The sequence below is a fragment of the Sinorhizobium garamanticum genome (assembly GCF_029892065.1).
GTDB lineage: Bacteria > Pseudomonadota > Alphaproteobacteria > Rhizobiales > Rhizobiaceae > Sinorhizobium > Sinorhizobium garamanticum.
Window position 1 is genome coordinate 1,299,465 of record NZ_CP120374.1, and the last position, 20,203, is coordinate 1,319,667.

The 20,203-nt window shown below is 63.5% G+C and carries 17 protein-coding genes; 13 read left to right on the forward strand and 4 right to left on the reverse strand.

Going from position 1 to position 20,203, the window contains the following annotated elements:
- Window positions 1–56: 56 nt before the first annotated feature.
- Window positions 57–1,040 carry a zinc-dependent alcohol dehydrogenase family protein gene (locus tag PZN02_RS25865; protein ID WP_280661821.1) on the forward strand — a complete coding sequence of 328 codons (984 nt, stop codon included), beginning with the start codon at window positions 57–59 and terminating at the stop codon, window positions 1,038–1,040.
- Between the two features lie 20 nt (window positions 1,041–1,060).
- On the opposite strand, the gene PZN02_RS25870 is transcribed toward PZN02_RS25865, so the two are convergent.
- Window positions 1,061–1,723, reverse strand: a complete 663-nt coding sequence (locus PZN02_RS25870) for a TetR/AcrR family transcriptional regulator (protein WP_280661822.1) — start codon at window positions 1,721–1,723, stop codon at window positions 1,061–1,063.
- A gap of 384 nt (window positions 1,724–2,107) precedes the next feature.
- Between PZN02_RS25870 and PZN02_RS25875 the strand changes: the two genes are divergently transcribed.
- The 5 genes from PZN02_RS25875 (at window position 2,108) to PZN02_RS25895 (ending at window position 7,982) form a co-directional block, all read left to right on the forward strand.
- Complete coding sequence (locus PZN02_RS25875) at window positions 2,108–2,671, forward strand: TRAP transporter small permease (RefSeq protein ID WP_280661823.1); 564 nt, start codon at window positions 2,108–2,110, stop codon at window positions 2,669–2,671.
- Window positions 2,672–2,681: 10 nt separating this feature from the next.
- Window positions 2,682–3,962, forward strand: a complete 1,281-nt coding sequence (locus PZN02_RS25880) for a TRAP transporter large permease (RefSeq protein ID WP_280661824.1) — start codon at window positions 2,682–2,684, stop codon at window positions 3,960–3,962.
- Window positions 3,963–4,024: 62 nt separating this feature from the next.
- Window positions 4,025–5,041, forward strand: coding sequence for a TRAP transporter substrate-binding protein (locus PZN02_RS25885; protein ID WP_280661825.1), 1,017 nt, complete (start codon window positions 4,025–4,027; stop codon window positions 5,039–5,041).
- Window positions 5,042–5,137: 96 nt separating this feature from the next.
- Window positions 5,138–5,998 carry a shikimate dehydrogenase gene (locus tag PZN02_RS25890; RefSeq protein WP_280661826.1) on the forward strand — a complete coding sequence of 287 codons (861 nt, stop codon included), beginning with the start codon at window positions 5,138–5,140 and terminating at the stop codon, window positions 5,996–5,998.
- Between the two features lie 94 nt (window positions 5,999–6,092).
- Entirely contained in the window at window positions 6,093–7,982 is a 1,890-nt protein-coding gene (locus PZN02_RS25895; protein ID WP_280663283.1) for a bifunctional sugar phosphate isomerase/epimerase/4-hydroxyphenylpyruvate dioxygenase family protein, read from the forward strand.
- Between the two features lie 77 nt (window positions 7,983–8,059).
- Here the strand turns inward: PZN02_RS25895 and PZN02_RS25900 are convergent, their stop codons facing one another.
- The 3 genes from PZN02_RS25900 to PZN02_RS25910 all read right to left on the reverse strand — a co-directional run bounded on the left by PZN02_RS25900 (window position 8,060) and on the right by PZN02_RS25910 (window position 11,495).
- Complete coding sequence (locus tag PZN02_RS25900; protein ID WP_280661827.1) at window positions 8,060–8,833, reverse strand: slipin family protein; 774 nt, start codon at window positions 8,831–8,833, stop codon at window positions 8,060–8,062.
- Between the two features lie 76 nt (window positions 8,834–8,909).
- Window positions 8,910–10,277, reverse strand: coding sequence for an NfeD family protein (locus PZN02_RS25905; protein ID WP_280661828.1), 1,368 nt, complete (start codon window positions 10,275–10,277; stop codon window positions 8,910–8,912).
- 288 nt (window positions 10,278–10,565) lie between these two features.
- Window positions 10,566–11,495 (reverse strand): formylglycine-generating enzyme family protein, encoded by a 930-nt coding sequence (locus tag PZN02_RS25910; protein ID WP_280663284.1) that lies wholly within the window; start codon window positions 11,493–11,495, stop codon window positions 10,566–10,568.
- A 452-nt stretch (window positions 11,496–11,947) separates the two neighbouring features.
- On the opposite strand from PZN02_RS25910, the gene PZN02_RS25915 reads away from it, so the two are divergent.
- From PZN02_RS25915 to PZN02_RS25945, 7 genes are all read left to right on the forward strand, one after another.
- Window positions 11,948–13,123, forward strand: a complete 1,176-nt coding sequence (locus tag PZN02_RS25915; RefSeq protein ID WP_280661829.1) for a Gfo/Idh/MocA family protein — start codon at window positions 11,948–11,950, stop codon at window positions 13,121–13,123.
- A gap of 29 nt (window positions 13,124–13,152) precedes the next feature.
- Window positions 13,153–14,097, forward strand: coding sequence for a sugar phosphate isomerase/epimerase family protein (locus PZN02_RS25920; protein WP_280661830.1), 945 nt, complete (start codon window positions 13,153–13,155; stop codon window positions 14,095–14,097).
- A 104-nt stretch (window positions 14,098–14,201) separates the two neighbouring features.
- Window positions 14,202–15,206 (forward strand): LacI family DNA-binding transcriptional regulator, encoded by a 1,005-nt coding sequence (locus PZN02_RS25925; protein WP_280661831.1) that lies wholly within the window; start codon window positions 14,202–14,204, stop codon window positions 15,204–15,206.
- 39 nt (window positions 15,207–15,245) lie between these two features.
- Window positions 15,246–16,529 carry an ABC transporter substrate-binding protein gene (locus PZN02_RS25930; protein ID WP_280663285.1) on the forward strand — a complete coding sequence of 428 codons (1,284 nt, stop codon included), beginning with the start codon at window positions 15,246–15,248 and terminating at the stop codon, window positions 16,527–16,529.
- A 107-nt stretch (window positions 16,530–16,636) separates the two neighbouring features.
- Complete coding sequence (locus PZN02_RS25935) at window positions 16,637–17,572, forward strand: carbohydrate ABC transporter permease (protein WP_280661832.1); 936 nt, start codon at window positions 16,637–16,639, stop codon at window positions 17,570–17,572.
- Window positions 17,565–18,458: a carbohydrate ABC transporter permease gene (locus PZN02_RS25940; RefSeq protein WP_280661833.1), complete on the forward strand. Its 894-nt coding sequence runs from the start codon at window positions 17,565–17,567 to the stop codon at window positions 18,456–18,458. The genes PZN02_RS25935 and PZN02_RS25940 overlap by 8 nt, the downstream gene beginning before the upstream one ends.
- A gap of 3 nt (window positions 18,459–18,461) precedes the next feature.
- Window positions 18,462–20,186 carry a GH32 C-terminal domain-containing protein gene (locus PZN02_RS25945; RefSeq protein ID WP_280661834.1) on the forward strand — a complete coding sequence of 575 codons (1,725 nt, stop codon included), beginning with the start codon at window positions 18,462–18,464 and terminating at the stop codon, window positions 20,184–20,186.
- Window positions 20,187–20,203 lie beyond the last annotated feature (17 nt).

Consider the following 20,203-nt stretch of genomic DNA (forward strand, 5'->3'; position numbering starts at 1 on the left):
TTCGAACAGAGCGAGCTGCGATGGCGACCGGTGCAACTTCAAGGAGGCTAAAGCCGATGCGGGCGATGGTCCTTGAGAGGATCGGAAAACCGCTGAAGGCGGTGGAGCGGCCGCTTCCCGAACCGCTCGCCGGTGAGATCCGGCTGCGCGTCGAGGCCTGCGCTGTCTGCCGGACCGATCTGCACGTGGTCGACGGCGACCTGCCGCGGCCGAAGCTGCCGCTCGTTCCGGGCCACGAGATCGTCGGCATCATCGAAGCGGTCGGGCGCGGCGTCGATCCGGCCCGCATCGGTCGGCGCGCCGGCGTCCCATGGCTCGGCCATACCTGCCAGCACTGCTTCTATTGCCGGTCGAACGCAGAGAACCTTTGTGACGATCCGCTGTTCACGGGCTATACCCGCGACGGAGGCTTCGCCACCAATGTCATCGCGGATGCAGACTATGCCTTCGATCTCGATCCCGACGGCGATCCTGTCGCGCTTGCGCCCCTCCTCTGCGCGGGTCTCATTGGCTGGCGCTCGCTGAAACGGGCTGGCGACGGCCGGAGGATCGGCATCTACGGCTTCGGCGCCGCCGCGCATATCATTACCCAGATCTGCGTCTGGCAGGGCCGGCACGTCTACGCCTTCACCCGCCCGGACGATGCCACGGCGCGGCGCTTCGCCCTCGACCTCGGCGTGCTCTGGGCCGGCGGTTCGGACGAGCCACCGCCGGAGCCGCTCGACGCTGCGATCATCTTTGCGCCGATCGGAAACCTCGTGCCGGCGGCACTGAAAGCAGTGCGCAAGGGCGGTCGTGTGGTCTGCGGCGGCATCCACATGAGCGATATTCCCGCCATGCCCTATGCTGTGCTTTGGGGCGAACGTGAACTGGTTTCGGTCGCCAACCTCACGCGCCGGGATGGCCGTGAGTTTTTCGCGATCGCGGCAGAAGCGGGCGTCAAGACGCACACCATCGTCTATCCGCTTGATGAAGCCAACCTTGCCCTTGCCGATCTCCGCGCCGGCAGGCTGAGCGGCGCGGCCGTACTCGTTCCCTGATGGGCTAGTTCCCTGATGGGCTAGGTGGAAGCAGGCCCACCTTCCGGCGATTTCAGGTAGCTGATCACTGCGTCGGCGATCATCGAGCGATGCCGTTCGATCGTCGCCTTTTCCGAAAGGTCACGGCGGAAGATCGTGCCGAATGTATAGCGGTTCGAGACGCGGAAGAAGCAGAAGGCGCTGATCAGCATGTGAACATCGATCGGGTCAGCCTTGCGCCGAAAGGTGCCGTCGGCGAGACCGCGTGCGATGATGGCCTCGATCATCTGAATGACCGAGACGTTGAGCTCGCGGATCGCTTCCGAACGAAGCATATGCGCCGCGTGGTGAATATTCTCGATACTGACCAGACGGACGAAATCCGGATTGCTCTCATCGTGATCGAAGGTGGTTTCGATCAAGGTCCTCAGCGCCTTTTCCGGCGGCAGGTTGGCGAGTTCGAGATCGGCTTCGAGCGTGCGGATCCTGCGATAGGAGCGCTCGAGCACGGCGAGATAGAGCCCCTCCTTGCTGCCGAAATAGTAATAGATCATCCGCTTCGAGGTGCGCGTGCGCTCGGCAATCGCATCCACCCTCGCGCCGGCCAGCCCGTGCGTCGAAAACTCTTCCGTCGCTACCGCAAGAATATCCTCCTGCGTCCTTTGCGGATCGTTCTTTCTGCCGTTCCCCTGCCGCTCCGCCATTTCCGCACTGCTTCCCGGCCCAGACAGGCCATTGAATCGTCACGCCTATTTCCTGCGGGTCGCACGCGCCTCGATGAATGCCCGAAACGCCTCGTCTCGCGATCCGAGACTGCCAACTTCGTCGAAAATGACTGCCGATTTTCGACCCCTAGCTGTGCCCCGCAGGAGCAATTCCTCAAGTCATATTCACGTTATCATCCTCTTTCAATAGCACGACACTTGACATTCGAACTAGTTAGTACATTTTAAAAATCAGATGCCGGAACCGTGCCGAGGAGCGCGGGAAGGCCGCCGGCGAACCGCCGCGCGTTGGAAGGAGGAGGTCTGCCACCGGCGCGTCGTCGCGACGTGCTGCCGGCACGCCTATCGCTTTGGGAGGAGCGGATGGCCCGCATCATCGATTTCTATTTCTTCGCGCTGAAGGTGACGATCGCGCTGCTGCTCGCCGGCATGGTCGTGCTCGTCTTCGGCAATGTCGTCCTGCGCTACGCCTTCAACCAGGGGATCACGGTTTCCGAGGAACTGTCGCGGATGTTCTTCGTCTGGCTCACCTTTCTCGGCGCCGTCGTCGCCATGCGCGAACACGGCCATCTCGGCGTGGACTCCCTCATCAAGCGCCTGCCGCCTTCTGCCGCAAAGGTGGCCGTGCTTTGTGGCCATGCGCTGATGCTCTATGCCACATGGCTGGTGATCAGCGGCAGCTGGACGCAGACGCTGATCAACCTTCATGTCGGCGCGCCGGCGACCGGCATCCCGATGGCCTTCTTCTATGGCGCCGGTCTCGCCTTCGGCATCCCGGCCTTCCTGATCCTTCTTTCCGACGCCTTCGCGATCGCGACCGGCCGCATCGACGTGACGACGGTCGACCTCGTGCGCGAGAGCGAGGATGAGGCCGCCCTCGACGATCTGCCCGAGCCCATGCTCGGCCAGCTCTCGCCGAAGCATTGAGGAGGCGACGATGACGGTCACCATCTTTCTCGGCGCGCTTCTCGGACCCATGGCACTCGGCGTGCCGATCGCCTTCGCCCTGATCCTGAGCGGCGTCGCGCTGATGCTCTATCTCGGGCTGTTCGACGCCCAGATCGTCGCCCAGAACGTCTTGAACGGCGCCGACAGCTTCCCGCTGATGGCAGTTCCCTTCTTCCTGCTCGCCGGCGAGGTCATGAACACCGGCGGCCTTTCCCGCCGCATCGTCGCGCTGGCGCTGGCGATGGTCGGCCATATCCGCGGCGGCCTCGGTTTCGTCGCGATCTTCGCAGCCTGCATCCTTTCGAGCCTCTCCGGCTCGGCCGTCGCCGACGCGGCCGCGCTTGGCGCCCTCCTCCTGCCGATGATGCTGAAGTCGGGCCACGACCCGGCGCGCGCCGGCGGGCTGCTGGCGTCTGCCTCGATCATCGGACCGATCATCCCGCCGTCGATCGGCTTCATCCTCTACGGCGTGGTTGGTGGCGTCTCGATCACCAAGCTTTTCCTCGCCGGCATCTTCCCCGGGCTGATGATCGCCGCTGCCCTTTGCATCACCTGGCTCATCGTTGCCCGCAAGGAGCAGTCCGAACTGCCGCCGAGGGAGAGCGGCGCGGTGCGCCTCAAGGCCTTCGTCGACAGCTTCTGGGCGCTGATGCTGCCGGTGATCATCATCGTCGGACTGAAGTTCGGCGTCTTCACGCCGACGGAAGCGGGCGTGGTCGCGGCCGTCTACTCGCTGTTCGTCTCGATGGTCATCTACCGCGAACTGCCGCCGGCGCAGCTCTTCCACGTCTTCGTCGCGGCCGCCAAGATCACCGCGGTCGTCATGTTCCTGGTCGCCTGCGCGGCGGTCTCGGCCTGGCTGATCACGGTCGCCGACGTGCCCGGCGCGCTCGCCGCCCTCGTCGAACCGCTGATGGACAATCAGACCGCGCTCCTCGTCGCGATCATGGTTCTGATCGTCGTCGTCGGCACCGCCATGGACATGACGCCGACCATCCTGATCATGACGCCGGTGCTGATGCCGGTCATCAAGCAGGCGGGCATCGACCCGGTCTATTTCGGCGTGCTTTTCATCATCAACAATTCGATCGGCCTCATCACCCCGCCCGTCGGCACGGTTCTGAACGTCATCTGCGGCGTCTCGAAACTGTCGATGGAAGACTTGATGAAGGGCGTCGTGCCGTTCCTGATCGCCGAACTGATCGTTCTTTTCCTGCTCGTCCTCTTCCCTCAGCTGGTGACCGTTCCGGTCTCCTGGTTCGGGCGCTGACGGGCGTGACTTCTGACTGTCAACACGGCCGGCGTGACACCGGTCCAACCTGGGAGGAAAACATGTTGAACAGACTGACGAAACTGGCATTGGGCCTCGCCCTGCCACTTGTACTGCTGACGGCCGGGCCGGCATTTGCGGAGATCCGCGACCAGACCATCAAATTCGCCTCGGCGAACAACAAGGGTCACCCGCAGGTCACCGGCATGGAGAAGTTCGCCGAACTCGTCAACGAGAAGAGCGGCGGCAAGATCGCGGTGAAACTGTTCCCCGGCGGCACGCTGGGCGGCGACGTCCAGACCGTCTCGGCGCTGCAGGGCGGCGTCATCGAGATGACGGTGCTCAATGCCGGCATTCTCGCAAGCAACGTCAAGGAGTTTGGCGCCGTCGACCTTCCGTTCCTGTTCAACAGCGGCGAAGAGGCCGACAAGGTCATGGACGGCCCGTTCGGCACCGGCCTGATCGAGCGCCTGCCCGACACCGGCCTCGTGGGCCTCGCCTATTGGGAACTCGGCTTCCGCAATCTCACCAACAACCGTCATGCGGTTACCAAGCTGGAAGACATCAAGGGCCTGAAGATCCGCACGATCCAGTCGCCGATCCCGGTCGAGCTCTTCAACTCGCTCGGCGCCAACGCCGTGCCGCTGCCCTATACGGAGCTCTACACCGCGCTTGAAACGGGAACCGTCGACGGCCAGGAAAACCCGGCCGCAAACATCCTCAATGCGAAGTTCTACGAGGTGCAGAAATACATGACGCTGACCCGTCACCAGTACAACCCGCAGATCGTGCTGATCTCGAAGAAGTTCTGGGACGGCCTCAACGACGAGGAGAAGGCGGTCCTGCAGCAGGCTGCGGTCGAAGCACGCGACTTCCAGCGCAAGGTATCGCGCGAGCAGGATGCAGCAGCGCTCGAGGAAATTCGCAAGACCGGCATGGAGGTCAGCGAACTCAGCCCGGAAGAAACGCAGAAGCTGCGCGATGCGGTCAAGCCGATGATCGACAAGTTCAGTGCCGACATCGGCCAGGAGACGGTGCAGGCGCTCTTCAAGGAGATCAGCGCCGTGCGCGGCCAGTAACGAAAAAAGCCGCCGGCCCGCCAGCTGCGAAAGGTGGGCCGGCTTCAGCGGCGCTGCGGATGCCGTCGGCGCGGAAAACACATGGAACGGGAAACCATGACAGAAACGCTCGTAAGATCTTTGAGGGCCGGCCTGATCGGCTCTGGCATCCAGGCCTCGCTGACACCGGCGATGCATATGGCGGAGGGCGCCGCGCAGGGGCTCCGCTACGAATACGAGCTGATCGATCTCAATGTGCTCGGTGCAACGGAGAATGACTTGCCGCATATTATCGCCGACGCCGAGCGACGCGGCCTTGCCGGGCTCAACATCACCCATCCCTGCAAGCAGGCGGTCATTTCCTTTCTCGATGAGCTCGCCCCTGACGCCCGGCGGCTCGGCGCCGTCAATACCGTCGTGCTCAAGGGCGGCCGGCGCTACGGCCACAACACGGACTGGTGGGGTTTCGCGGAAGGCTTCCGGCGTGGTCTGCCGGATGCCGATCTCGCCTCGGCCGTGCAACTCGGCGCCGGCGGCGCAGGTGTCGCGACGGCCTACGCCGCGCTTTCGCTCGGTCTGCGGCGGCTTACCGTCCTCGACCGCCAGCTGGAGCGCGCGCAATCGCTTGCCGAGATGCTTTCGCCGATTTTTCCCGAGGCCGACATTGTGGCCGGTACGGATCTCGCCGCCGCGATGCGGGACGCATCGGGGCTCATCCACGCCACCCCGACCGGAATGACGAAATATCCGGGGCTGCCGCTCGACGCCGAGCTCCTCGACGCGCGGCACTGGGTCGCCGAGATCGTCTATTTCCCGCTGGAAACGGCGCTGCTCCGGGAAGCGAGAAGGCGCGGCTGCCGCACGCTCGACGGCGGCGGCATGGCCGTGTTCCAGGCGGTCGGCGCCTTTCGACTGTTTACCGGGCTCGAGCCGGACGCGGCGCGGATGCTCGGCCATTTCAGGGCGCTGACCGGCTGACGATGTCATTGCTCGGCTTGACGACCCCAGCAGGGCAGAGGGGTGTACCAACACCCACTTCCCGCCACTGCAATACAGAAGCGAGGACAGGATGATGAAGACCTCGATAGCCACCGTTTCGCTTAGCGGCGATCTCAAGGACAAGCTGGAGGCGATCGCCAAAGCCGGCTTCGACGGCGTGGAAATCTTCGAGAACGATTTCCTCGCTTTCGATGAAGGGCCGCGGGAGGTCGGCCGCATGGCGCGCGACTTCGGCCTCGAGATCACCTTGTTCCAACCGTTCCGGGATTTCGAGGGCATGCCGGAACCGCTTCGCACGCGAACCTTCGACCGTGCCGAACGCAAGTTCGACGTGATGCAGGAGCTTGGCACGGATCTCGTGCTCGTCTGCTCCAACGTATCGCCTGCCGCCCAGGGCGGCATCGACCGTGCGGCCGCCGATTTCCGCGAGCTTGGCGAACGGGCGGCGAAGCGAAACCTCAGGGTCGGCTATGAGGCGCTCGCCTGGGGCCGCCACATCAACGATCACCGCGACGCCTGGGAGATCGTCCGGCGCGCCGACCACCCCAATGTCGGCCTTATCCTCGACAGTTTCCACACGCTTTCCCGCAAGATCGAAGTCAATTCGATCCGGTCGATCCCGAAAGAAAAAATCTTCATCATCCAGCTCGCCGACGCGCCGCTGATCGACATGGACCTGCTCTACTGGAGCCGGCATTTCCGCAACATGCCCGGCGAAGGGGATCTTCCGGTCACCGACTTCATGCGCGCCGTCGCTGCCACCGGGTACGACGGCTATCTGTCGCTGGAAATTTTCAACGACCAGTTCCGCGGCGGCAATGCCGGGGCCATCGCGGTCGACGGGCGCCGCTCGCTGATCTATCTCGGCGACCAGGTCAAGCGCGCCGAACCGGACACACCCTTGTCGGTACCGGCGATGCCGGCGCCCGCCGAGGTCAAGGGCGTCGCCTTCATCGAATTCGCCGCCGACGAGGAGCAGGTGGCCGAACTGGAGGCGCTGGTCAGAACGCTCGGCTTTCAGAAGACCGCGACGCACAAGAGCAAACGCGTCGCGCTTTACCGCCAGGGCGCAATCAATCTCGTCATCAATACGGAGCGCGAGGGTTTCGCCAATGCCTCCTACCTGGTGCACGGCACGTCGGCTTATGCCTTCGGGCTGATGGTCGACGACGCCGCGGCGACCGTCGAGCGCGCAAAGGCGCTCGGCGCTGAACCCTTCGCACAGGCCGCCGGCCCCGGCGAGCTTTCGGTACCGGCGATCCGTGGCGTTGGCGGCGGGGTCATCTATTTTCTCGACGAAAAGTCCGAGCTGGCGCGTATTTGGGAGATCGAATTCGAGCCGGTGGAAGATGACCTGCCGACGGTGCCGGCCGGCCTCGTCTCCGTCGACCATGTCGCCCAGACCGTCAAATACGAGGAAATGCTGACCTGGCTCCTCTTCTACAACTCGCTGCTCGACGTGCATAAGACGCCGATGGTCGACATCATCGACCCGGCCGGGTTGGTTCGCAGCCAGGTGGTGGAGAATGACGCAGGCTCGCTGCGCATCACGTTGAACGGCGCCGAAAACCGCAACACGCTTGCAGGGCATTTCATCGCCGAGACCTTCGGCTCCGGCGTCCAGCATCTCGCCTTTGCCACGAACGACATCTTTGCAGCGGCTGAGGCGTTGCGGGCAAACGGCTTTCGCGCGCTGCCGATCTCGCCGAACTACTATGACGACATCGAGGCGCGCTTCGCACTCGAGCCGGAGCTGATCGAGCGCTTGAAAGAGGCCAATATTCTCTACGATCGCGACGAGCACGGAGAGTACTTCCAGCTCTACAGTCCGACCTATGGCGAAGGATTTTTCTTCGAGATCGTGGAGCGACGCGGCTACCGCGGCTACGGCGCCGCCAATGCCATTTTCCGCATCGCCGCTTTGAAGAAACAGTTGCGGCCGGCGGGGCTGCCGCGAGATTAGAGCGGGATGAGGAAAACTGTGCGCGGTTTTCCGCCTGCATCCCGCGTCGTAATCGAGGACCAGAGCAGGGTCCTGCCTTATTGCGAAGAACCGCCCGCCTTGGTCGCGAGGATGTTCGCCAGATCCATCGGGAACGGAAAGACGATCGTCGAGCTCTTTTCAGCGGCGATCACGTTCAGCGTGCTGAGATAGCGCAATTGCATGGCCTGCGGCTGCCGGGCGAGAATTTCCGCCGCTTCGAGCAATTTCGCCGCCGCCTGCTGTTCGCCCTCGGCGTTGATGACCTTCGCCCGCCGCTCGCGTTCCGCTTCCGCCTGGCGCGCGATTGCCCGGATCATCGATTCATTGATGTCGACATGCTTGATCTCGACGGTTGCGACCTTGATCCCCCAGGCATCCGTCTGAACGTCCAGTATTTTCTGGATATCTTCGTTGAGCCTGTCGCGCTCGGCCAGCATCTCGTCGAGGTCGTGCTTGCCGAGCACCGAGCGCAACGTCGTCTGGGCGAGCTGGCTCGTCGCCGCCATGAAGTCCTCGACCTGGATCGTCGATTTTTCCGCGTCGATCACCCGGAAATAAATGACCGCGCTGACGCGGACCGAAACGTTGTCGTGGGAGATGACGTCCTGGCTCGGAACATCGAGCACTCGCGTTCTGAGATCGACCCGCACCATTTGCTGAACCATGGGTACGAGCAGGATCAGCCCCGGTCCCTTGACGCCGGTGAACCGGCCCAGTGTGAAGACGACGCCGCGCTCGTATTCGCGCAAAATCCTGATCGCGTAGGCGATGACAATGAGCAGCACCACAAGCGCCGCGATGAAGGGGGCGAGACTTCCGACTATGTCCATGACCTGCTCCTGCTCCTGTCGAGCCCGTTACGCAATTTCGGACGGAAAACCGCTACGCACTTTTCCTGGAACTGCTTTAGGTTTGCGGCGCGCTGCGCGCGACTTTCAGCGTCAGTCCGTTGCGGCCTATGACAGTTACGTCTTCCCCCGCGGCGAGCGGATCGCCGCTGACGGCTCTCCAGCGTTCGCCGTGGGCGATGACGTAGCCTGTGCCGCCCGTCCAGCTATCGACTGTGCCAGACATGCCGATCATCTGCTCCCCACCGGTGACGACCTTGTGCCTGCGCGAGATGAAGGCAAGCCGGGCAACGAGAGCGCTGAAGGCAAGGCTTGCGATGGCGACGCCGCCGAGCACCGGCCAGGAGACCTGCAGGCCCGGGACATCCGTGTCGAACAGGATCGCTGCGCCGAGCACAAGCGCGACCGCGCCGCCGAGTCCAAGCGCCCCGAACGACGGCGCATGCGCCTCGGCCACCAGCAGCCCCACACCAAGGATGATCAGTCCGATGCCGGCGTAGCTCACCGGCAGCACGGCGAGTGCGTAGAGACCGAGGAGGAGGCTTATGCCGCCGATCGTGCCGGGCAGGACCGTTCCCGGCGTCAGAAACTCGAAGATCAGCCCGTAGATGCCGACGATCATCAGAAGCAGGGCGACATTCGGATCGGTGATCACAGACAGGAGGCGGGTCCGCCAATCCGGCAGAACGTCCTCGACGGCGAGCCCCGCCGTGTCGAGGCGGACATCGGCCTGGCCGACACGGACCGTGCGGCCATGTGCCTGCTTCAGGAGATCGCCGATCGTGGCGGCCGTGAAATCGATAACCTTTTCGCGAACGGCAGCGCTCGACGAAAGGCTCGCGGCCTCGCGCACGGCGCGCTCCGCCCAGTCGGCGTTGCGGTTGCGTAGCTCGGCAAGGCCGCGGATATAGGCGACCGCGTCGTTGATCATTTTTGCTTCGCCAGCATTGGTCGGCTGCTTTGCGCCGCTCGGCCGGTCGGCCTCGCCGGAACCATCCTTGTCGCCCTCCTCATCGCCGCCGAACAGACCGCCGCCAATGGCGATCGGTGTCGCGGCGCCGAGATTGGTGCCCGGGGCCATCGCCGCGATATGGCTCGCATAGAGGATATAGGTACCGGCGCTCGCCGCCCTCGCCCCGCTCGGCGACACGAAACTTGCGACCGGTACAGGAGAATCAAGGATGGCGCGGATGATGTCACGCATCGACGTGTCGAGGCCGCCGGGCGTGTCCATCTGTAGTATGACGAGGGAGGCGCCACGCGCCTTGGCCCGCTCAAGGCCGCGCGTTACATATTCTGCGGTCGCCGGACTGATCGCCCCGTTCACATGCAAGACCATCGCCCGGCGCTCGGCTCCGGAAGCGGACGGGGCAGAAAACGCGAACGCCGATATCAATGTCATGAGCAGGATGAGGATTCGGGACATTCGCCGCCACAACCTCAGAGTTTCTTTGGATCGCGATGATTTTGCGCCCAATCGATCCACTCTAATATAGGCCAGAACTGCCGAAAGGGTAAGGCGTGCCGCAACCTGCCGTCGAAATCGTGCGGAAGAGTTCGGCCCGTGCGGTCGCTTACAGCGGCGCGCGCCATCATCTGCGCGGCATAGCTCTGACTGGCCTGCGACGCGAGTGCCGTTGCCCTGCCGGCCAGCTTCAATGCCCTCTCGGAGACGGCCGAGGAATTGCCCATCGCGCTGGCGGCAGCCGGAGCGTTACGGCCGTCGGACGCAACGGAATCCGATATGGGTCGTCGCCGAGTTCTCTTCCTGAGCGTGGCGCGCCGCCGGCCGGTAACGCCGACAATAGTTCGGCGCGCAGAGATGCGATCCGCCCTTGACCACCCGTCTGGCGATGCGGATCTGCGGTTGTGCGGGGTCGAAGCTTTCTTCCGCACCGCTTCCGCGCGGATTGGCGGGGATGCAGCAGGCCTTTTGCGCCGGTGCCGGATGAGCGGAGGACCAGTAGTCGCTCGTCCATTCCCAGACATTGCCGATCATGTCGTAGAGCCCGTAGCCGTTCGGCGGGAAGCTGGCGACCGGCGACGTCCGCTCGAAGCCATCGGGCTTGAGATTTTCGGTCGGAAACACGCCGTGCCAGGTATTGGCCATGAACCGGCCGTCCGGAACAAGTTCATCGCCCCAGGCAAACTCCGCGCCTTCGAAGCCGCCCTTCGCGGCGAACTCCCATTCGGCCTCGGTCGGCAGATCCTGGCCCACCCAGGCCGCATAGGCCTTGGCATCGGCATGGGCGACCTGGACAACCGGGTGGTCGAGTTTTCCGCGCAGATTGCTCAAGCCTCCGTAGGGCCGGCGCCAGTTCGCCCCGAACTTGAAACTCCACCATTGCGAGGGGTCGCGGCTGGTTATCCGCTTCGGCGGATCGAAAACGACCGATCCGGCCCTCAGCATGTGCGCCGGGGCGCCCGGATAGTCCTTCGGGTCGGAAGGCCTTTCGGCAAGCGTCACGTAGCCGGTCGCCTCGACGAATTCCGCGAACTGCCGGTTGGTAACCGGCGCGACGTCGATCCAGAATCCATCCACTTTCACCGGATGCGCCGGAGCTTCTTCGGGATAGTGACGGTCCGATCCCATGACGAAGGTGCCGCCTTCGATCCAGACCTGTTCGCGGGCAGAGATCGCCATCGGCGTTTTATCGCCCGCGGATCGATTGAGCGGAATGTTCATGCGTCACCTCATCGACCTTGCGGCACACAGTCCGACCTCGCCACTATACTCTGGGGCGATCGCCCCGTGTGCAAGTACGTCAGGGTTAAGAATGTGTATGCCATGACTGACAGAACGCCCGAAAATTGAAAATTCGCGCGGCCTTCATTGCTGTTGCGATCCGTTCTCGGCTCGCTAAGCTCTATGATAATGAAAGCAAAACCGGTCGCAATTGGACGAAGGGGCATAGTCTGGTGGGTGCGCGCGACGACATCGAGCGAGCCGAACAACCCTTGCTATCTCTGGTTCGTCGCAGGGTCGCAGCAGAGAGATTCCTGACAGGGTTTGCGCCGAAAGCATTCTTGCAACGACGTTGATTGACGTGATCGTGGCGCGCTCATACGCTGACTTCTAAGCCTCCTCAGGAGAGAATGATGGAACGGAACGCCATCGCCGTCATTGGTGCCGGCATGATCGGTGCCGCGCACGCGTTTGGCTACCGAACGAATCTGCCGCGCTTCGAGAACCGCATCCCCGGTCTTCGTCTTGCAACCGCCTGCGACGGCAACGAGACGCTCGCCGGCCGCCTCGCTGCGACCTGGGGCTTCGAAAAGACGGAAACCGACCTCAACGCGGTTCTCGCCGATCCTGAAATCGGCATTGTCAGTGTCTGCTTGCCGAACGCGCTTCATGCGGAGGTGACGCTGGCGGCGATCGCCGCCGGAAAGCACGTTCTCTGCGAGAAGCCGCTCGCGCTGAATGCCGAGGAGGCGCTGCGCATCCATCGCGCCGCGACGGCATCGCCGGTCGTCTCCGCAACGGTCTTCAACTACCGGCGCATTCCGGCCGTTGCGGCGATACGCGACATCATCGCCGCGGGAGAAATCGGCGACCTCGTCAACCTTCTGGTCCAGTACGAAAGCGAGTATGCCGCCGATCCCAACCTGCCGCACAGCTGGCGGTACGAGCGCAGCCGCGCCGGCGCTGGTGCGCTGCTCGATCTCGGCACCCATGCCATCGACACGGCTCGCTTTCTTTGCGGAGAAGTCTCCGAGGTCGCCGGCGCCGTCGGCACGATTTCCGTCAAGGAGCGCTTTCTGCCGGCCGCCGCCGGCATCGGCCACGACAAGGTTGCGCTCAGCCCCGAAAAGAGGCCGGTCGACAACGACGATGTCATGTCCGCCCTGCTTCGCTTCGAAACCGGCTGCCAGGGCATGTTTCTCGCGAGCCGGGTGGCGGTTGGTATGGGCAATACGCTTTCCTTCTCGATCACCGGGACGAAGGGTGCGCTGCGCTATAATTCCCGCCTGCCGGCCCATTACGAAATCGCGCGTTTCGACGGCAGCGGACAATCGCCCTTTGCGCTGGTCGCGAACAACCCGGCCCTTCCCTATGCCGAGTTGCTCCCCGTTCCCCATGACGGCGTGGCGATCGGCTACGCGGAAGTGTTCGGATTCATGATCAACGAGTTTCTCGAAGCGATCGCCACGAACCGTCCCATGCGGAACGGATCGACGCTCGACGGCCTGCGCGCCGCACAGATCCTCGACGCGATCCAGTTGGCTGCGGATACTGGTGTGCCGGTGAAGGTCTCGCGCGCCGCTTGAACGGCGATCGCGTCGATCGGGAGGAACAGATGAAAATCGGCCTGAACACCGACAGCCTCGCGGCGCTCTCGCTGGAAGCGTGCTTGGACCGCGTCGCCGAACTCGGGTTCGCCTGCGTCGAATTCTGCCTCGGCGGCTGGTCGAGCGCCCCGCATGTCGACATTGCCGAATTGCTTGCGAGCGGCACGGCCCGCGACCGGCTTCTCGGCATGCTGCGTGACCGCAATCTCGAAATCTCCGCGCTCAACTGTTCCGGAAATCCGCTGCATCCGGGCGAAAGCGGGGCGAAGGACACAAAGCTCGCCTATGACACGCTGGAACTCGCGACGCTGCTCGGCGTCAAACGCATCGTCATGATGTCCGGCCTGCCGGCCGGCGGCCCGGGCGATGCCTGCCCCAACTGGATTACCTCCTCCTGGCCGCCGGAAGCGATGGCGATGCTCGAATGGCAATGGTCTGAACGCGTCATCCCCTTCTGGAAGGATTATGCGGCCGCCGCAGAGAAAAAGGGGCTCCGCCTCTGCGTCGAGCAACATGGGCGCCAGGCCGTCTACAATGTCGAGAGCTTCTTTCGGTTGCGCGACGCCGTCGGCCCGACCGTCGGCGTCAATTTCGACCCGAGCCACCTGATCTGGATGGGCGGCGATCCGGTTTCGGCGATCCACGCGCTCGGCGACTGCATCTACCATGTTCACGGCAAGGATACGCGCATCGAGCCGCGGGCCCGCATCGACGGCCTGCTCGACCCGAAGCACGTGGTGCCGGTTCGCGGACGATCGTGGAATTTCGTCTCGCTCGGCCACGGCACGCCGGTTCGGGGGTGGCTGGAGATTCTCATGGCCCTCAGGGAGGTTGGCTATGACGATGTGATCAGCATCGAGAACGAGGACTATGCCCTCGATGCCGACAGGGCCGTCGCCATCGCCGCGACGACGCTGCGCTTCTGCATCGAGCAGCTTGCCGACGAAACCTGACCGGGACGTCTCGCGCTTCGATTTCTCCAGAAGAAAGGCCGCCGATTGACTCCAGCCGCAGGCGGATGGTAAATCTGAGTAATCGTTAACCCAAGGAAATTTCCGTGACGATCTCGTTGAACGACATTGCCGAGCGCGCGGGCGTTTCCGTCAAGACGGTTTCCGGCGCGCTCCACGGCGGCTCGGCGCGGATGTCGGACGAGACGCGCCAGCGCATCAAGGAGATTGCCGAGGAACTGGGTTACGTCACCAACCTCGCCGCCCGCAGCATGCGGCAGGGCTGGATGCCATTGATCGGCGTTGTCGCCGACGAACTAATCACCTCGCCCTTTGCGACCGAAATCATCCGCGGCCTCGATGGTGCGGCGCGCGCCTCGGACATGGCCGTCTTTGCGATGACGCTTGGCGGCGGCCGCGATGTCGCGTCGGTCATCGAGGAGGTGCGCCGCTTCCGCCCGCGGGCGATCGCCTACGCGGCCATGTATCACAAGACCGTTTCGCTTCCCGCCGAACTCGCCGGCACCGTCGGCGTGATGATCAATTGCCGCGAGGTGAACGACCGGGTGACATCGCTGGTGCCCGACGAATTCGGCGCAGCGCACGAGATCACGAGCTACCTGATCGAGGCCGGGCGCCTGAATATCGCCTTTATCAATCTGCCGGGCCTGCTCGCCGGGGAATTGCGCGAGGCGGGCTTCCGCCAGGCAATGACCGAAGCCGGGCTCGACGGCGACGGCGCCCGGATGCTGCCGGCGGTCCGCCGGGCGATCTACAGCGACAGGGCCCACAGCCTCGTCCTTTCGCATGTGACGGAACTGATGGCGGGATCCGAGCCGCCCGATGCCATTCTCTGCGGCAACGACCGTGTCGCAATGGAGGTCTATGCGGCGCTCCGACGTGTCGGCGCGCAAATCCCGGACGATGTCGCCGTCGCAAGTTTCGACAATCAGATCGATATCGCCTCCCGCCTTGATCCGCCCCTGACCACCATGGCCCTGCCGCATCGTGCCATGGGGCGACTCGCCGCAGACATCCTGCTTACCGCCGATGCCGTGCCAGGGGAGGTGCGAAGACTTCCATTCCAGCTGGTGGAGCGGTCATCCGTTTGAAAAACAAGCATGAAAACCCGTTGAGGAGGAGTGACTATGATGGGTAAACGTTTACTTTCCATACTGATGGCGTCCGCCGCGCTCGGCGGCGTTGCCGAAGCAAAGACCGTCATCCACGTGATGCACCAGGGCGATCCTGGTTGGGTCGCGACCTATGGCGAGATCGCCAAGCGTTTCGAGGCCGCCAATCCGGATGTGGACGTCGAGCTGATCTATGCGCCGCACGACGCCTATAACGAGAAGTTCAGCGCCGCCGTCATGTCCAAGCAACTGCCGGACGTCATGGAGCTCGACGCGCCCTTCCTCGCCAACTACGTCTGGTCCGGTTACCTGCAGCCGATCAGGCCGCTGGTCGACAAGGACGTCATCGGCGACATGACCGAATCCAACATCGCGCAGGGCACCTATCCGATCGACAAGGACCTCTACGCCGTCGGCCTGACCGACTCCTCGGTCGTCCTTTACGGCAACAAGAAATACCTCGAAGCGATCGGCGCCCGCATCCCGAAATCGGTCGACGATGCGTGGACCCGCGAAGAGTTCGAGGGCTATCTCGAAAAGCTCTCGAAGCTTGACGGCGTCAAATGGCCGATCGATACCTTCCGCGGCTACGGCATCAAAACCGAATGGATCACCTATGCCTATGGCCCAATCCTGCAATCGGCAGGCTGCGACCTGATTGACCGAAAAACCTGGAAGTCTGTCGGAACGCTCGACAGCGATCCTTGCGTCGAGGCGCTGACGATGATGCAGAAATGGGTGACGAATCGATGGGTGGTGCCGCAATCCTCGGGCACCAACCAGTTCTTCGCCGAAGGGCACCCGGCCGCGCTCGCGCTCGGCGGCCACTGGTTCTATGCCGAGGCCGCAGCCTCGATGAAGGACGATATCGTCGTCATGCCGCTGCCGAAGTTCGGGCCGAGGGGCGCCAGCCCGAACGGCACCTGGATCTGGGGGATCACCACTGCCTCCGAGCATCCGGACATCGCCGGCAAGTTCGTCAGTTTCATGCTGAAGGACAAACTCTACCGCGACTATGCGAGGGAGGATTCCGGCTATCCGGGCCTCAAGAGTTTCGCCGCAGACTCTCCGCTCTACGCCGCCGGTGGTCCGATGGCGGTCGCCTTCGAGCAGGCGTCGAAGACCGCCATCGCGCGGCCGCCGCATCCGGCCTATCCGGCGATCACCTCGGCCTTCATGGGAGCCGTGGACGAAATCTTCAATGGTGGCGACGCCAAGGCCGCACTCTCCAAGGCGGCCGAGAAGATCGACGAGGATATCGAAGAAAACGACGGTTACCCGCCCTTTGACGAGCAGCAATAGTCTCACACGGTCAACATTTGCCCCGCGGCGGCAACGCCGCGGGGCTGCCTGCCCCGCTCGCCTGCCGCCTTGGACAGCAGGCATGGCGACCTGATGAGGAGGAGATCATGACCTTGCAACAAACGGCCCCGCCGGCCGTGTTGGCGCGTCCGGTTTCGCGCCGGGACAAAGGCCGGCTATTCCAGGAAATCGGCATGCTCGCGCCAGCGGTCATCCTGCTGACAATCTTCCTTGTCGTGCCGTTCCTCTTGTCGTTCTGGACGGCGATGACCAACCAGCCGCTGGTGCCACGGCCGACGCCGATCCGCTTTGTCGGCTTCAACAACTTCCTGCGCATCTTCCGGGACGAGCTCTTCTGGACCTCGCTCTGGAACGTCTCGCGCTTCACCTTCTGGATCCTGCCGGTGCAATGCGGCCTCGCCTTTGCGACTGCATTGCTGCTTCACCAGAAGCTGCCGTTCCGCAATCTTTTTCGCGGTCTCTTCTTCCTGCCCGCGATCACCTCGATGGTCGTCGTCTGCGTGATCTGGGGAACGCTCTTTCAATATCCGACCGGTCCATTCAACCAGGTGATCGGTTTTCTCTCGGGCGGCCGCATCCAGCCGATCGACTGGCTCGGCGATCCGAACTGGGCGATGTTCTCGATCGTGCTTCTGTCGGCCTGGCAGGCCTACGGCTTCCAGATGATCGTCTATCTTGCCGGTCTCCAGGGCATTCCGGACGAGCTCTATGATGCAGCGAGGATCGACGGCGCCAACGCGTTCCAGCGCTTCTGGCACGTGACCATGCCGGGTTTGAGGCCGACCCATGTCTTCGTGCTGGTCATCACCACCATCCAGGCCTTCAAGCTCTACACCCAGGTCGCGATCCTGACCCAAGGCGGCCCGAAAAGCAGCACAGAGACCGTGGTCCACTACATGGTGCGCTCCGGTTTCGAGGAGCAGAAGCTCGGCTACGCTTCGGCCGTTTCGGTCATCCTCTTCCTGATCGTTCTCGTCATCGCGCTCCTGCAGCGTCAACTCCTGAGGCGTTTCGATGTCTGATCTCGCAATCCCCACCCTGCAGGCGAAGGTCAAGAGCGAGCGTTCCGCGCTCGGTTCGCTGCGCATGGTCCAGACGGCCTCGATCCTCGTCATCGCGCTCCTTATCGTGTCGCCGCTGTTCATGCTCCTGATCGCCAGTCTCAAAGACGACCGCTTCCAGATTCTGGCCGACATGGGAAGTTTCAGGGCCTTCTGGGTTTCGAGCCCGACGCTTTCGAATTTCGCGGAAATCGGCAACCTCTCCGGCGAACTCGCCTTCGGCCGCTATCTCGTGAACTCGCTGGTCATCCTCGCACTCACGGTCGGCGCCGGCCTGATCGTCAACTCCATGGCCGGCTTCGTGCTGGCCTGGGGTTCGCTGCGCGGACGGGCACTGATCCTTTCGCTGGTCATCGCGCTCTACGTGATCCCGCAGGAGAGCATCATCATGCCGCTCGTCATCATGGTGTCGCGGGCCGGCATGACCGACACCTTCGCCGTGCAGATCGTGCCCTGGGTCGCGAGCCCTCTCTACATCTTCCTGTTCTACCAGTTCTTCGCCCAGCTCCCGAAGGAGCTCTTCGAAGCGGCTGAGATCGACGGCGCCTCGGTGTTCCGCATCTATCGCTCGATCTTCCTGCCCTTGAGCCTGCCGGCGCTCGCGACCGTCTCGATCCTGATGGGGATCGAGAGCTGGAACCAGTATCTCTGGCCGATCCTGGTGACGCAGACCGACTATGCCCGGCCGATCGCCGTCGCCATCGCCACGTTCTTCGGTCAGGATAGCATCTATTGGGATCGCGCGATGGCCGCCTCCGTCCTGATGATGATCCCGATCCTCGCCCTCTATCTCGCCTTCCAGCGCTGGTTCGTAAGTTCCTTTGTTGGCTCCGCCGTGAAAGGTTGATCAATGACAAGCAATGCAAATCCCGCCCCGCTTCTCGACGGCGACCTCGAGAGGTTGAGCGCATCCCTACCGGCCGGAACGACGATCCACCTCTGGCTGAAGGCTGCGCAAGGGAAAGCGGCAGCGGAAATGACGGTCTCCGTCGCCGGCATCGAGGTCGGCCTTTTGACGGTCGACAATGCCGAGGAATACCAGCTGCGGACGCTCCACCTGGAAAACGGCGGCCAGACGGCGTTTCGCTATGACCCGACCACGACGGTTGTCTCGGTCGTCTACGCTTTCTCGGAAAGCGACGTTCTCGAAAAGGGCATCCTCGTTCTCTATGCCGGCGAAGCGAACGCGCCGCCGACGGTGCCCGGCAGCTACCACTTCCGCCCTCCCTTCGGCTGGATGAACGATCCGAACGGCTTCGGCCGCTTCGGCGACAGGGTGCATCTCTTCTACCAGCACTATCCCCACAGTCTGCGCTGGAACACCATGCATTGGGGCCACGCAGTCTCCGATGACTACGTGCGCTGGCGGCACCTGCCGGTCTTCCTCTTCCCCTCGGCCGATCTTTCGGCACGCGCCGACGGCCAGGGCGGCGTCTTCTCGGGGTCTGCCATCCCCCTCCCAGGAAAGGAGCCCGGCATCCGCGTCTTCTTTACCGAGCAGGTGAAAGACCGGCAGCCCGAAGAACAGATCCAATTGACCGCCGTCTCGCGCGACCAGATCGCGGCCGGTCCCGCCGAGGTCATCCTGCCGGAGCGACCGGCCGGCCTCGATCTGACGCTCGACTTTCGCGACCCCTATGTCGTCAAAGGTCCCGACGGACGCTGGAAGATGCTTGTCGGCAGTCGCGACCGGGCCGGCGGTGTGATCCTGCTTTACGAGACCGCCGATCCCGAAGCCGCCTCGGGCTGGACGTTCGTCGGTATCCTGCATCGCGAGGACCGCTTCGGCATGACCGCCGCCGAATGCCCGTGCCTCGTGCCCGTCGACGGGCCGGCCGACGATCCGGCGACGCGCTGGGCGCTGATTTTCGGCCTGTTGACGAGCCGCGATCCGGCGACCGGCCGGCGGAATATCACGGTCGCGACCGTCGGTCGCTTCGATGGCCGAAGCTTCGTCAAAGAATTCGAGCAGGAGCTCGACTTCGGCACCGACGCCTATGCCTTCCAGGCCTTCGTGGATCAGTCCGGCGGCCCGGTCGGCATCGCCTGGCTCGCCAACTGGACGGAGATCTCCAAGAAAACCGATTTTCCAACGGCCATGACGCTCCCCCGCCGCGTCGTGCTCAAAGACGGTGCGTTGCTGACGCCACCGGTCGACACAGTGGAAAGCCTGCGCCAGCAGCTCATAGACGACGAGCGACTGCTTTCCGGCGATATCGTCGAACTCGGCAACGGAGCGGCCGAAATCGTCATTGATCTCACCGCGCCCGGCGCTGCTTTCGACCTCGAATTCGATCATCCGGTAGCCGACCTCGGGTTGAGGCTGGATCAGGAGGGCTTAAGCATCCTCTACGATGTTCCGGATGGCAAATGGCTGCCCCGCTACATCGCCAGCGGCGCGCGCCCCTCGACGCTGCGCATCTTCCTGGACAGGGGCTCGATCGAGGTCTTTGCCGACAACGGCCGCTGGACGGGAACGAAGCGCCTGCCGGGCTTCGAGGGCGTCCGCTCGGCCCGCCTTACCGCCCCGCAAGGCAATGTCGCCGCTGCCAGCATCTGGCAGCTCGGGCTCTGAGAGAACAGGGAGGAATT